The organism is Sphingomonas sp., from assembly GCF_051962185.1.
In the GTDB taxonomy this organism is placed as follows: Bacteria; Pseudomonadota; Alphaproteobacteria; order Sphingomonadales; family Sphingomonadaceae; genus Sphingomonas.
Window position 1 is genome coordinate 1 of sequence record NZ_JBQCCN010000084.1, and the last position, 14,061, is coordinate 14,061.

Annotated in this window: 10 protein-coding genes; 8 read left to right on the forward strand and 2 right to left on the reverse strand. The window is 65.6% G+C overall.

Annotation, left to right across the window (positions count from 1 at the left end):
* Positions 1–8: 8 nt before the first annotated feature.
* The 8 genes from ACTHJR_RS05210 to ACTHJR_RS05245 all read left to right on the forward strand — a co-directional run bounded on the left by ACTHJR_RS05210 (position 9) and on the right by ACTHJR_RS05245 (position 11,538).
* Positions 9–2,234, forward strand: coding sequence for a TonB-dependent receptor (locus tag ACTHJR_RS05210; protein WP_440522073.1), 2,226 nt, complete (start codon positions 9–11; stop codon positions 2,232–2,234).
* A 237-nt stretch (positions 2,235–2,471) separates the two neighbouring features.
* A complete protein-coding gene (locus ACTHJR_RS05215) occupies positions 2,472–3,626 on the forward strand; it encodes an alpha/beta hydrolase (RefSeq protein WP_440522064.1) in 1,155 nt (384 codons plus the stop codon).
* 162 nt (positions 3,627–3,788) lie between these two features.
* Positions 3,789–5,099 carry a serine hydroxymethyltransferase gene (gene glyA, locus ACTHJR_RS05220; protein WP_440522065.1) on the forward strand — a complete coding sequence of 437 codons (1,311 nt, stop codon included), beginning with the start codon at positions 3,789–3,791 and terminating at the stop codon, positions 5,097–5,099.
* Between the two features lie 23 nt (positions 5,100–5,122).
* Entirely contained in the window at positions 5,123–6,376 is a 1,254-nt protein-coding gene (locus ACTHJR_RS05225; protein WP_440522066.1) for a sarcosine oxidase subunit beta family protein, read from the forward strand.
* 11 nt (positions 6,377–6,387) lie between these two features.
* On the forward strand, positions 6,388–6,678 hold the full coding sequence (locus ACTHJR_RS05230; RefSeq protein ID WP_440522067.1) for a sarcosine oxidase subunit delta: 291 nt from the start codon (positions 6,388–6,390) through the stop codon (positions 6,676–6,678).
* The gene (locus ACTHJR_RS05235; protein ID WP_440522068.1) at positions 6,675–9,653 is read left to right on the forward strand and encodes a sarcosine oxidase subunit alpha family protein; all 2,979 of its coding nucleotides are present in this window, start codon (positions 6,675–6,677) and stop codon (positions 9,651–9,653) included. The genes ACTHJR_RS05230 and ACTHJR_RS05235 overlap by 4 nt, the downstream gene beginning before the upstream one ends.
* Positions 9,646–10,176, forward strand: a complete 531-nt coding sequence (locus ACTHJR_RS05240) for a sarcosine oxidase subunit gamma (protein WP_440522069.1) — start codon at positions 9,646–9,648, stop codon at positions 10,174–10,176. Before ACTHJR_RS05235 ends, ACTHJR_RS05240 begins: the two co-directional genes overlap by 8 nt.
* A 3-nt stretch (positions 10,177–10,179) precedes the next feature.
* On the forward strand, positions 10,180–11,538 hold the full coding sequence (locus ACTHJR_RS05245; RefSeq protein WP_440522070.1) for an L-serine ammonia-lyase: 1,359 nt from the start codon (positions 10,180–10,182) through the stop codon (positions 11,536–11,538).
* Between the two features lie 108 nt (positions 11,539–11,646).
* On the opposite strand, the gene ACTHJR_RS05250 is transcribed toward ACTHJR_RS05245, so the two are convergent.
* Positions 11,647–12,639, reverse strand: coding sequence for a dipeptidase (locus tag ACTHJR_RS05250; RefSeq protein ID WP_440522071.1), 993 nt, complete (start codon positions 12,637–12,639; stop codon positions 11,647–11,649).
* 237 nt (positions 12,640–12,876) lie between these two features.
* Positions 12,877–14,061 (reverse strand): ADP-ribosylglycohydrolase family protein (locus ACTHJR_RS05255; RefSeq protein ID WP_440522072.1); only part of this gene is annotated, 1,185 nt, incomplete at its 5' end.

The following is a 14,061-nucleotide window of genomic DNA, read 5'->3' on the forward strand; positions in this document are numbered from 1 at the left end:
CGCTGGCCTTGGGGCCCCGGCGCCCCAGGGCCCGGCCGGTCCCGGGGGGCTGGGCCGGGCCCCCCCCGGGCCCCCCGACGCCGCCCCCGGCAAGCGGTACGCCCGCCCCGTCCGACCAGTCCGCTACGCAGCCAGGTGCTGCCGCGGACGGTGACATCGTCGTCACCGCCACGCGCCGGTCGGAGTCGGTTCGCAACATTCCGATCAGCATCTCAGCGATCTCGCAGGACCAACTCCAGCGGGCGGGTGCGCTCGAGGCCAAGGACGTAGTGCGGTTAGTGCCGGGCCTGGCCTATACCGAGAATTCCTCGGGCCAGGCCATCCTGGCGGTCCGCGGCGTGCAGACCAGCGCCGTCTTCGGCAATTTGCAGCAGGCGGTGGCACTCTACCACGACGATGTCCCGGTCCTCGACCTCGTCATCCCCTGGACCGTCCCGCGCCTTCAATTGTTCGACGTGGAGCGCGTCGAAGTGCTGCGCGGGCCGCAGGGCACGCTGTTCGGCGCCGGCGCCCTCAGCGGCGCGATCCGCGTGATCTCCAACAAGCCGAACCTCACCGAGGTCAGCGGAGCGACGGACGACACGGTGAGCTTTCCGACCGGCGGAAACGTCGGCGGATCGCTCAACGCGATGGTGAATATCCCGCTCATGTCGGATCAGCTCGCGGTGCGCGCGGTCGGTTTCTACGATTTCGATGCGGGCTGGATCGACAATCCCAATTTCGGGAAGAACACCAACCGCGGGAAGCTCTACGGCGGGCGCTTCCTGGCACGCTGGAAGCCTGTCGAGAATCTCGACATCATCGCCAGCGCCTCGATCGAGGTCAACGAACCTCACGATTCGGCCTATACCCCCTATGGCAGCAACACCGATATAGCCACCTACCGGGTGCGCAACTACAACACCGACAATACGAAGATCTTCAGCCTCAACGCGACCTACACGATGCCGTGGGCGACGCTGACCTCGTCCACGAGCTATCTCAAGCGCGAGGCGACCTCGTCGCTCGACTTCTCCGGATACGCGAACGTACTCACCGGTCTGACCACGGCCTCGCCCCTGCTCGACAGGTTCAACACGAGGAACTTCGTGCAGGAGGTCCGGCTGGCGTCGAGTTCGGAGCATCCCTTCAAATGGCTGATCGGGGGCTTCTACGAGGACTACAAGCTCAACCTGCTCGAGCAGATCTCGCAACAAGGCGTGGCCGGCACGGCGTCGCCCTATGGCGGCCTCTTCCCGACGAACTATTTGGAGGACATCGGGGTCCAGACGAAAATCCGAGACTATGCCGTCTTCGGCGAAGCATCCTATGATATCGTCCCGGGCCTCACGTTCACGGCCGGGGCGCGGTACAGCCACTACAAGCTCGAGACGACCAACCTGGGCGGAATCTCGGGCCAGACGTTGTTCGACGGCCCGCCCTCGACGGTCGCGAAGGACGCCAGCAACAGCGCCTTCTCGCCGAAGTTCAGCCTGTCCTACAAGCCGAACAAGGACGCGATGATCTACGTGTCCGCGTCGAAGGGCTTCCGCACTGGGAACACCAACCTGGCGTCGCCGATCGATCCGTTTACCGGCCAATCCATCCCCCAATCATTCGGTCCGGACACGCTCTGGAATTACGAAGCGGGCGTGAAACTGGGTCTGCTCGACAACCACCTGACGATCAACGCGGCGGCCTTCTATATCGATTGGAAGAAGATCCAGCTGCAGGTGCGCACATCCAGCGGAATTCCCTATACGGCGAACGCCGGCTCCGCCACGTCCAAGGGGCTCGAACTCGAGCTCGTCGCCAGGCCGACGCGGTCGTTCGAGATGGGGACATCGCTCGCCTATACCGACGCGAAGCTCAAGTCGGTCACCCCCGGCGTGCCGATCGCGCTGGTCGGCGACCGGCTGCCCGGCTCCGCCCCGTTCACGGCGTATGTCTACGGACAGTATAGCGCGCCCCTCGCCGCGGGAACGACCCTGCTGTTGCGCGCGGACTATTCCTACACCGGCCGCCAGTTCGCCGACCTCGGCAATTTCAACAATCCCAACGCGGTAAGTTACGGCGACTATTCCGAGGTCGGAGCGCGGGCGACGATCCGCAGCGGGCCCTATGAGTTCGGTCTGTTCGTGCAGAACCTCCTCAACGAGCGGTCCCGCATCTCGGCGCGGACCTTCTTCCTGGAGGTCGCTCAGATACGGCAGAAGCCACGCACGTTCGGCGTCAACGTCAGCGCGAAATGGTGAAACGATCCGGCCGCGACCATGTCGCTCCAGGAGCGGCCCGCATAGCGTGACAAGGGTGGGAGGCTCTAGGCGGCCTCCCGCCTCCCCGAGCGGGGAGCCGAACAATTCGGCGGAAAGGGAGTGGCGGCTGCCGGTAGCCCGGTCGCGATGGTCCAAACGCGTCTCGGACATGCTCCATGGGGCGACGGCCACGCCAGCTAGTCGTTCTTGCCGCCAGCCGTCGAAAGGAAAGCCGTGATGGAAACACCGCGACGTAACATCGACAGCGTATCCAAGCGGTCGATTCTCGTGAACGGAGCCGCGATCCTGGCATTGCTGGCCGCCGCGGCCGCGGCGATGGCCAGCGCGCCGGGGCAACCATCGGCGGTCGACGACGCCGGCAACCTCCGCCTCCCGAACGGCACTGTCATCCCCTATTCAAACCTGGCCAGCGTCCAAGCGCGAAACAACTTCGTGGACCAGACGCGGGGGTATGAGCGGATCCTGGCTCCCAAGCCCTCTGACTGGCAACGCAGGCAGGGCGAGACGGCGCCCGAGGAAGAACGGCGGTGGTACGACCAGACGCTGTATCTGCCCTGGCTCGCCAAACTGCGCCGCCAGTTCGCGGTGTCGGTCGAACCCAAGACCATCGCCGGCGTCCAGACCGATATTGTCGACCCCGCCGGTGGCGCCTCGGACGCCAACCGGCATCGCGTCCTCATCAACCTCCATGGCGGCGGCATGGTCGTCGGCGGCCGCTACGGTGGCCAATTGGAGTCGATCCCTATCGCGAGCGTCGGAAAAATCCGTGTGATTACCGTCGACTATCGCATGGCACCCGAGCACAAATACCCCGCCGCCGAACAGGACGTCATTGCGGTGTATCGCGACCTCCTGAAGACAGATCGACCCGAGAATATCGGCATCTACGGATGCTCTGCGGGCGCGGAACTGACAGCATCGACCATCGCGACGCTGATCGCGACCGGAGAGCGGAAGCCGGGAGCGATCGGAATGTTCGGCGGCGGTCCGGCCGACTCCCCGAACCTCGGGGACAGCAACTATATATTCTCGGGCGGCAAGGCCCGGTGGAGCGAGGCGGCGGACGGCTATACCGGCGACGTGAACTTGCGGGATGCGACGCGCTACCCCGCCGGATCAGCCGACATCCAACGCCGATTTCCGCCCTCGCTCCTCATCAGCGGCACGCGTGACGCGGCGCTTTCCCGGACGGTCTTCGCCCATTCCCGGCTCGTCGATCTGGGCGTCGACGCCGAATTGCACGTCTGGGAAGGCGCACCGCACTGCTCCTTCGCCCAACCCTTCGTCGATCCCGGCGTGCCTGAGAGCCAACAGGCCTGGAAGGTGATCGCGAGGTTTTTCGATCGTCACCTCGGCCGGGAGAAACGGTAGCTTACCGCACAACGGCCCTGTCGCCGCAATCTCAGCCGATGTCGTATTTATTCCACCTGACGCCGTATTTCTTCAATCTCGGACAAGCGGACAGCTGCGATAAACGCTTCAGGGGCAATCCAAAAATTCAACGCGGCCCCATGAACATTCGAGAGGGAGTCGATGGCCAGTGTCTCGTTTCACCCGCAAGCGGCGTTGCCGGCATTCTTCGGCGGCCAGCTCGCGGACTCGGATCCGGCGATACACGCCGCGATCGGCGCCGAGCTCGATCGGCAACGGGACAAGCTCGAGCTGATCGCCTCGGAGAACATCGTCTCGACCGCCGTGCTGCAGGCCCAAGGATCGATCCTCACGAACAAATATGCCGAGGGCTATCCGGGCAAGCGCTATTACGGCGGCTGCGAGCACGTCGACGTGATCGAGCAACTCGCCATCGACCGCGCATGCGAATTGTTCGGCGCCAGGTTCGCGAACGTCCAGCCCCATTCGGGCGCCCAGGCCAATATGGCCGTCCTCTATGCCTTGCTTCAGCCGGGCGACACCTTGCTGGGCATGAGCCTCGCCCATGGCGGCCATCTGACCCACGGCGCGGCACCGACCTTCTCCGGCAAGTGGCTGAACGCCGTGCAATACGGCGTGCGCGAGGCCGATCAGCGGATCGACTACGATGCCGTCGCAGACCTCGCCGCCGAATATCATCCCAAGGTGATCATCGCCGGGGGCTCGGCCTATCCGCGTCACATCGACTTCGCGCGCTTCCGCGAGATTGCCGATTCCGTGGACGCGAAGCTGATGGTCGACATGGCCCATTTCGCCGGTCTGGTCGCCGGCGGGGCGCATCCGAACCCGCTCGACCATGCGGACGTCGTCACATCGACCACGCACAAGACCCTGCGCGGCCCTCGGGGAGGTCTCATTCTGACCAACGACGAGGGCCTGGCCAAGAAGCTGAACTCGGCCATTTTCCCCGGCATCCAGGGCGGCCCCCTCGAGCACGTGATCGCCGCCAAGGCGGTCGCCTTCGCCGAGGCGCTCCGCCCTGACTTCGCCGACTACGCGCGCCGTGTCGTCGATAACGCCGCGACCCTGGCCACGGTGCTCGATCGGGCCGGCTACACCATCGTCGCGGGCGGTACCGACACCCATGTCGTCCTGGTGGACCTGCGGGCGAAGGGCCTGACCGGTAAGGTCGCCGAGCGGTTGCTCGACGATGCAGGCATCACGTGCAACAAGAACGGCATCCCGTTCGACCCTGAAAAGCCGTTCGTCACCTCGGGCATCCGGCTCGGTAGCGCTGCGCTGACGACGCGTGGCTTCGACGGGGAGGCGTTCTCCGAGGTCGGAAGGCTGATCGCCCGGGTGCTCGACGCCGCGGCCGGCGACACCGTGACCGATGCGCTGCTCGAAACGGTCCGCTCGGAGGTGACGAGCCTGTGCGCCCGCCATCCGATCTACCAGACCGATCGCGGCTAAAGGTCGGCGCAGGGAACCGCCTCATGCAGCGTTTTTCAGCATTCTCGCTCTTCCGTCATGGCCTGGGGGGCCAGCAAGGATGGAAGCCGCAGTGGCGACAGGCGACACCCAAGCCAGGTTACGACGCGATCGTCGTCGGCGGCGGCGGACACGGCCTGGGCGCCGCCTATTATCTGGCGAGGAGCTTCGGCATCCGGAACGTGGCGGTCCTGGAAAAAGGATGGATCGGTGGCGGCAACACCGGTCGCAACACCACCATCATCCGCTCCAATTATCTGTTCGACGAGAGCGCGGCTCTGTACGATCACGCGCTGAAGATGTGGGAGGGGTTGAGCCAGGAGCTCAACTACAACGTCATGTTCTCGCAGCGCGGGGTCATGATGCTGGCGCACAACATCCATGACATCCAGGTGTTCAAGCGCCACGTCCACGCGAACCGGATCAACGGCGTCGACAACGAGTGGCTGACCGCCGAGGAAGCAAAGGCCTACTGCCCGCCGCTGAATATCGACCCGAAGGTCCGTTACCCCGTCCTGGGAGCCGCTCTGCAGCGACGCGGCGGAACTGCGCGGCATGACGCCGTTGCCTGGGGGTACGCTCGCGCCGCCGACGCGCTCGGCGTCGACATCATCGAGAATTGCGAGGTTACCGGGATCACACGCGACGCGACCGGGGCGGTCTCCGGCGTGGAGACCACCCGCGGGTTCATCTCCTCCAGGCGCGTCGGCGTCTCGGCGGCCGGGCACACCAGCACCATCCTCGACATGGCGCACGTCCGCCTGCCTCTGGAGAGCTACCCCTTGCAGGCTCTGGTCTCGGAACCGGTGAAGCCGATCTTCCCCTGCGTCGTGATGTCGAACACGATCCACGCCTACATGAGCCAGTCCGACAAGGGCGAACTGGTGATCGGCGCCGGCACCGACGCCTATACCAGCTATACGCAGCGCGGGGGGCTGCACATCGCTGCCCAAACCCTGGAAGCGATCTGCGAATTGTTCCCGCAGTTCCGCCGGCTGCGGATGCTGCGCAACTGGGGCGGCATCGTCGACGTGACCCCGGACCGCTCCCCGATCATCGCCAGGACCCCGGTGAAGGGACTTTACGTGAACTGCGGCTGGGGAACCGGCGGGTTCAAGGCGACACCGGGCGCGGCCCATCTCTTCGCGCACACGATGGCGCGGGATGAGCCACATCCGATCAACGCACCGTTCACGATCGAACGGTTTCGCGACGGACTCCTGATCGACGAGGCCGCCGCGGCGGCCGTCGCGCACTAGGGAGAGAACCCATGCTGCTTATCGATTGTCCCTTCTGCGGACGGCGCCCCGAACTCGAGTTCAGCTATGGCGGCGAAGCGCACATCGATCGACCGGCAAACCCGTCGGACCTGAGCGACGAGGAATGGAACGCGTACCTCAACCTCCGCACCAATGCGAAGGGACCGCACGCGGAGCGCTGGCGGCACACGCACGGATGCGCGCGGTTCTTCAACGCGCTGCGCGACACGCGGACGGATCAATTCCTGGCGACCTACCAGGTCGGCGAACCGGCCCCCCAAGTCGCCGGAGCACGCCAATGACCGGTTGCCGCATCCCGACCGGTGGCCGCATCGATCGAACGAGGCCTCTGAGCTTCACCTTCGACGGGACGAGATTCTCGGGATTCGCGGGCGACACGCTGGCATCCGCTCTCCTTGCCAACGGCGTGCATCTGGTCGGGCGCTCGTTCAAATATCACCGGCCGCGCGGCATCGTCGGTGCCGGCGCGGACGAGCCAAACGCGCTCGTCGGCATCCGGCGCGACGCGTGCCGGTACACGCCGAACCTGCTCGCGACCCAGGTGGAACTCTATGACGGGCTGGAAGCCGTCAGCCAGAATCGCCATCCGAGCCTCGAGCATGACCGCATGGCGATCAATGACGGGCTGCTGAGCCGCTTCATTCCGGCGGGGTTCTATTACAAGACCTTCATGTGGCCGCGTAAGGCATGGGACCGCCTTTACGAGCCGCGCATCCGCGCGGCCGCCGGCCTGGGTGAGGCCCCGAGCGCGCCCGACCCCGACACCTATTCGCAGCGGTACGCGCATTGCGACGTCCTGGTGATCGGCGCCGGACCGGCCGGCATTGCCGCCGCGCTGGCGGCGGCCGACAGCGGCGCGCGCGTCATCCTGTGCGATGACCGTCCATCGATGGGAGGCTCCCTGCTCTCCGCGGTCGATGTGACCATCGACGGTATCGGGTCGGACACCTGGCTCGACGAGAAGCTGGCCGCGCTGGGCGCCCTTCCCAACGTCACCCTGCTGCCGCGCACGATCGCGTTCGGTTATTATCCGCATAACATGATCGGCCTGACCGAGAGGCTCACCGACCATCTCGCCACTCTTCCCGACGGCAAGCCGCGCGAACGGCTGTGGCAGGTGCGCGCGAAACAGGTCGTGATCGCGGCGGGAGCGATCGAGCGGCCCCTCGTCTTTCCGGACAATGACCGGCCCGGGATCATGCTCGCCGACGCGGCGCGCAGCTACCTGCATCAGCACGGCGTTCTGGTGGGACGCCGCATCGTCCTGGTCGTGGCGCACGACAGCGGTTACCGCGCGGCCCACGAACTGCGCGCCGCGGGCGTCGAAATAGCCGCGATAGCTGACCTGCGGCCCCGATCGACGATCGCCGATCGCGCCGAGGCCGCGGGCATTCGCGTGCTGACGGACGTCCTCATCGAAGGTACGGAAGGTCGGCTGCGCGTCGCTTCGATCGCGATCTCCGCTGGGGGCAGACGCGAGACGATCGGCTGCGACGCAGTCCTCATGGCCGGCGGTTTCACGCCGAGCATCCCCCCCTGTTCCCAATCCCGCGGCAAAGTCGCGTGGAACGACGCGATCCAGGCCTATTTGCCTGACCGATCGGCCGAGGCCGAACGCTCGGCCGGTGCCTGCCGCGGACGCTTCGAACTCGCCGTCGCGCTCGCCGACGGCGGGGCGGCGGGAGAGACGGCGGCGCGCGCGGCCGGCTTCGAGCCGCAATCCGACCCGGCTGTCCCCAATGTCGAAATCCGCCACGCGCACGGCGGCGGCGGGTACATCGGTGCCGCGCCAACGACGCCGGGGCGCAGACGGCGCAAGGCCTTCGTCGACTGGCAGAACGACGTCACCGCGAACGACATCCGCCTGGCGGCGCGGGAAGGGTTTCTCTCCATCGAGCACGTCAAACGCTACACGACGACGGGCATGGCGACGGACCAGGGTAAGCTCTCCAACATCAACGCCCTGGGGATCGTGTCCGAAGCGACGGGACGCACCGTGCCCGAGATCGGCCTCACGACCTTCCGCACACCCTACACGCCTATCACCTTCGGTTCGCTCGCGGGACGCGCGCGGGGCGAACTGTTCGACCCGGCACGGACGACGGCGATCAACGATTGGGCAGTCGCCCATGGCGCGGCGTTTGAGAATGTCGGCAACTGGCGCCGGGCCCATTACTTCGCGCAACCGGGCGAAGACATGCACGCCGCCGTCGCCCGGGAATGCGCGCAGGTGCGGAACAGCGTCGGCATCTTCGACGCCTCCACCCTGGGCAAGATCGAAGTGGTCGGCCCCGACGCGGCCGCGTTCATGAATCGCTTCTACGTCAATGCTTGGACAAAGCTCGGCGTCGGAAAATGCCGATACGGCGTGCTGCTGCGCGAGGACGGGTTCGTGCTCGACGACGGCGTGGTCGGCCGGCTCGCGCCCGACCGCTTCCACGTCACCACGACGACCGGCGGGGCGCCCCGCGTGCTCGCGATGATGGAAGACTATCTCCAGACCGAATGGGCCGATCTTGACGTATGGCTCACCTCGACGACCGAGCATTGGTCCGTCATCGCGGTGCAAGGCCCCCGCGCGCGCGCGGTCATCGAGCCGCTGATCGAAGGGTTGGATGTGTCGGCCGAAGCCTTTCCCCATATGAGCATCGCCGACGCGCGGATCTGCGGCGTGCCGATGCGGTTGATGCGGGTCAGCTTCACCGGCGAACTCGGATTCGAGGTCAACGTGCCGAGCGGCCATGCCGCGATGGTATGGGAAGCGATCTGGGAGCGCGGCAAGACATATGGCATGGTCGCCTACGGGACCGAGACGATGCACGTGCTGCGCGCCGAGAAGGGGTTCATCATCGTCGGCCAGGAAACGGATGGCACCGTTACGCCCGATGATGTCGGGCTAAGCTGGGCGATCGGCAAGGCGAAGCCGGACTTCGTCGGCAAGCGCTCGCTGGCGCGTCCTGCCATGGCCGATCCCTATCGCAAGCAACTGGTCGGACTCCTGACCTCCGATCCCGAAACCGTGTTGGAGGAAGGCGCGCAGGTCGTGGATTCCGCGGCGCCTGGCACGCCGATCGGCCATGTCACCTCTTCTTATCATAGCGCCGTGCTGGGCAGGTCGATCGCGCTCGCGCTGGTCAAAGGCGGCCGGAACCGCATGGGACAACGCCTGGGGGTACCGATGCCGAAGGGATCGATCACGGTCGATGTCGTCCAACCCGTGTTCTTCGATCCCGAAGGGAAGCGCGTCAATGTATGAACCGGGTGTCGCTCCGTTGCAGCGGAAAACGGGCGCGATCGGATCGCTGGGGCCTTTTGGTCGCGCGACTCTGCGATGCCGCGAGGCCGACATCGGGCAGGCCTCCGAGCGCCTCGGCATCGCGCTGCCGCGCGAGGCGTGCCGATCGTCGACCGGCGGAGGCCTGATCGCGCTCTGGCTCGGGCCCGATGAATGGCTGATTCTGAAAAGCAGCCCCTCGGACGACTGGTTCGGGGAGCTGGGTTACAGCCTTGAGGGCGTAACCTGCTCGCTGGTGGACGTGAGCCATCGACAGGTCGCATTCTCTATCCACGGTGCCGCCGCCGAACGAATACTTGCTTCCGGATGTGCACTCGACCTTGCCCCTGCGGCCTTTCCGGTTGGAACCTGCACCCGCACCATGTTCGCCAAGGCGGAGATCGTTCTCTGGCGCACGGCGCCGGATAACTTCCATCTCGAGGTCTGGCGCTCCTTCGCGACTTATGTGGAGGCGTTGCTGCACGAAGCCGAGAACGAGGAGTGAAGCGTGATCCGCGTCGCGGACATCTTTAGGGTCGGGATAGGCCCCTCGTCGTCGCACACGGTAGGCCCGATGAAAGCCGCTGCCGGGTTCGCCGGCGCGCTCGCCGGGCGGACCTTCGTGCGGGTGAACTGCCGCCTGCTTGGCTCGCTCGCATGGACCGGGACCGGCCACGCGACGGACAACGCGGTGATGCTCGGCCTCTCCGGCCTCTTGCCGGAGACGATCGAGCCGCGCCTGATCGAGGAGATCGTCGATAGGGTTCGCGAGACGAAGCGACTGCGGATCGCCGACCGCGACGTCCTTTTCGACCCCGCGTCCGACATCGTCTTCGACCGCGAGGGACCGACACCGGTCCATCCGAATACGCTGGTCCTCACCGCGCTCGACGACGCCGGCAAGGAGCTTCTGAGGGAGCGCTGGTGCTCCATCGGCGGCGGCTTCATCGCGCGTGAGGAAGCCGTCGGCGCTCCATCCATCCGCGAGACGGAGCCGCAACCGTTCGCGTTCGCGACGGCATCGGAACTATTGACGCTGTGCGACGAGAACGGCCTCAGCATAGCCGAAATCGTCAGCGCGAATGAGCAGGCCGTGGCGCCCGCGGAAGAGCTCCGCGCCTACCTCGACCGCATCATCGCGGTCATGATGGACTGCGTCGATCGGGGCATACGGACCGATGGCGTCCTTCCCGGGCGCCTACAGGTGCCGCGCCGCGCGAAAGCCTTGCGCAACAAGCTCAATGCCGACCGCTTCCGCAACCGGCAGGCGCCGCACGCGATCATGGATCACGTCAGCCTCTTCGCGATCGCCGTGAACGAGGAGAACGCGGCCGGCGGTCGGATCGTGACCGCCCCTACCAACGGGGCGGCAGGCGTTATGCCCGCCGTACTGCGGTACTATCGCGACTTCTGGCCCGACGCCGATCGGGCCGGGACGCACGACTTCCTGCTGACCGCGGCGGCGATCGGCATGCTCACCAAGCTGAACGCCTCGATCTCCGGCGCCGAGGTCGGCTGCCAGGGAGAGGTTGGAACCGCCAGCGCAATGGCGGCGGCTGGCCTGGCGGCGGCGATGGGCGCGACCAATCGCCAGATCGAGAATGCTGCGGAGATCGCCATGGAGCACCATCTCGGCATGACCTGCGATCCGATCGCGGGACTCGTCCAGGTGCCATGTATCGAGCGCAACGCGTTCGGCGCGATCAAGGCGATCAACGCCGCCTCGCTCGCACTGCGCGGCGACGGCGAGCACATCGTCTCGCTCGACCAGGTCATCGCAACGATGATGCGCACCGGGCGCGACATGCACGCCAAGTACAAGGAAACATCGCAGGGAGGCCTCGCCGTCAGCTTCCCCGAATGCTGAGACGGCAGACCATGTCCGACGCCCCGTCAGCTCGCGACGTCCATCCGCTGTCATTATAGGGAAGCGAACGATGGCCGGTGGAGCATAGCTCGACCGGCCCAGCGTCGCTTACTTCCAGACTTGGGACGCTACCCGTCGGAAGTTCTCGCCCAGCACGCCCCTGACCTGTTCGTCGGTATATCCGTGCCGGAGCATATGTTCGCAGACCTGCTCGAGCTCCTCCGGCTGCACGAAGTCGGTCTCGACCAACGGCTTCCCGTCGATCTCAGGCCACAGGTCGGTGTCGGCATGGACGTAGTGCCAGAAGGCCTCCCGGTCCCGGACGTAGTCGAGACCCAAACCGATATGCTCCGTGCCGACCAGCCCGGCGATGTGCTCAATGTGGCGGAACATCGTCTCGGTGCTCGCCTTGGTGTCGTGCCATAGCCCGCACACGCCGATCACGCCCCCGGTCTTGGCACAGAGAAGGATCTGGTCGTCCTTGATGTTGCGGTAGTGCGGATAAACCGCATGGGCGCTGGAGTGCGAGAAGATGAACGGCGCCTCCGCGATCTCCATCGCCTCCATCGTCGTGCGATAGCCCGAATGCGTGCCATCGACGAGCATGCCGACGCGGTTCATCTCCTTGACCAGCCGGACGCCGAAACGGCTCAGGCCGGCATCTGTCCGCTCCGCGCAACCGTCACCCACGAGATTCCTCTTGTTATAGGCGAGGAGCATAGAGCGAACCCCGAGACGGTAGAATATCTCGACCATCTGGATGTTGCCGCCGAGACCATTGGTTCCTTGCAGGTTGAAGGTCAGCGCGAGCTTGCCGGCTTTCTTCGCCGCGTCGATCGATGCGACGTCGGTGGCGAGGACATATTTGTTCGGCTCCTGCGCGCACATCGCGAACACGGGCCCCATTTCCCTGAGCACGATCTCCGGTCCGAGCAGATCGACTCCGACGGTGAGCGAGATGTGATCGAAGCCCGCGGCGCGGAAGCGCGGAAGCGTCTCCGGATGGGGACTCCCCATCAGCCAGCCGAGGGTCGTATCCCAGACAAGCGCGTCGTGGAAAAGAGCCCTCGACTTGTCACGCAGTGCAACCGCTCCGTCCATTTCCATCTCCAGTTTGGGCCGTCATTATCTGCGACCCGTTTTCAGATATAATGCTCATTGACATCTCGGAGGCGCGATGCAGGCCAACCATCCTCTGCCGCCTAGAGACAATGAGATCGAAGGAGGATCGTGCGGGCGGCAGCCGTGTCGATAGAAAATATACGGCATGCTTTTGAAACTATCCGACAAAAGACCCTATTGAACCGTTAGCGTCCGCCTCAGACGGGGTAGCGTGGTTTATGACAAGCCGCTTTGTTCGGCGAGGGAGCTTGCCTTTCCCGCAAAATCTGCATTCCAAGCGACCCTGTTGCGCCAAGTCGCAGGTATTCCTGACGCTCCGTAGATCGCTCCCGCCAGTTGGCCCGCAATCGCGGCCGCCGTGTCGGCGTCTCCGCCGAGATTTGCCGCTGCCAGGATTGCCTGCGGGACGTCCGGCGTAGACCCGACCGACCAAAGCGCGGCTTCAAGCGAATGGGCGACATAACCCGACGAGGAAATCGAATGCCGCGACCGGCCGCGCCAATCACCGCCGAGGATACCATCGATCTTCGGCGCGAGACCGAATTGGCGCGGCGCTAGCACCCGCGCCCTGCCCTCACCCGCGATCGCGTCGGCCAGCAACTCGGCGTAACCGACACACGCATCGACCGCCTCGGCCGCACCGTGGGTTACGCGGCTTTGCCGCGCCGCCGCATCGCGCAGGGCAATGCGTTCATTCCAGTAGCGAACCGCAACCGGCGCAAGGCGCATCAGCGATCCGTTGCCGGCGCTTTCGGCAGCCGTTGAGCCCGCGATCGGATTCCCGGTCCGCTTCCAGCTCGCCAGCGCCGCGCTCACCGTCATGCCGATATCGAAGCAGGTGCCGGTGCAGGAATATTCGCCCTCGTCGCGCCAGCGGACAAAGCGCGCCATCAGATCGGCCTCATCGACCCTGCCGCAATGAATCAGTGTGTCCGCCAGCGCCAAGGCCATGGCAGTATCATCGGTCCATTCGCCAGGCTTGAGGTTGAACGGCCCGCCACCGACCATGTCGGTCAGCGGTGGATAGCTGTCGCGGGCCCGGAATTCGAGCGTCGTGCCGACGGCATCGCCCACCGCGAGCCCAAGCAGCGCACCGATAGCACGATCGCGGATCGCTTCCGGCGATCGAGATGGCGTTGGCTCGGGCATCGCGTGCTGGCCGAGTACGTAGTTCAGCTGCGCATCCGTTTCGATCGCGCCGGGACGGGCAGCGCGCACTTCACTGACCGCGGTCGACGGCGGTACGCCCAGCTCGACCATCAGACGTGCCGCGATCGTGCCGGCACGGCCCAGCCCGCCCTTGCAATGCACGACGATGTCAAAGCCGTCGCGGAGGCGAGCGCGCACGCCTTCACCATGCTCCATCCAGGCAGCTTCGAATGCAGCGCCGGGCACCGACAC

Bases quoted from the DNA above. Each gene is read 5' to 3' on its own strand.
- ACTHJR_RS05240 (WP_440522069.1), top strand. From the start codon at position 9,646: ATGTATGAACCGGGTGTCGCTCCGTTGCAGCGGAAAACGGGCGCGATC.
- ACTHJR_RS05230 (WP_440522067.1), top strand. From the start codon at position 6,388: ATGCTGCTTATCGATTGTCCCTTCTGCGGACGGCGCCCCGAACTCGAG.
- ACTHJR_RS05215 (WP_440522064.1), top strand. From the start codon at position 2,472: ATGGAAACACCGCGACGTAACATCGACAGCGTATCCAAGCGGTCGATT.
- ACTHJR_RS05250 (WP_440522071.1), bottom strand. From the start codon at position 12,639: ATGGACGGAGCGGTTGCACTGCGTGACAAGTCGAGGGCTCTTTTCCAC.
- glyA (WP_440522065.1), top strand. From the start codon at position 3,789: ATGGCCAGTGTCTCGTTTCACCCGCAAGCGGCGTTGCCGGCATTCTTC.
- ACTHJR_RS05225 (WP_440522066.1), top strand. From the start codon at position 5,123: ATGCAGCGTTTTTCAGCATTCTCGCTCTTCCGTCATGGCCTGGGGGGC.
- ACTHJR_RS05235 (WP_440522068.1), top strand. From the start codon at position 6,675: ATGACCGGTTGCCGCATCCCGACCGGTGGCCGCATCGATCGAACGAGG.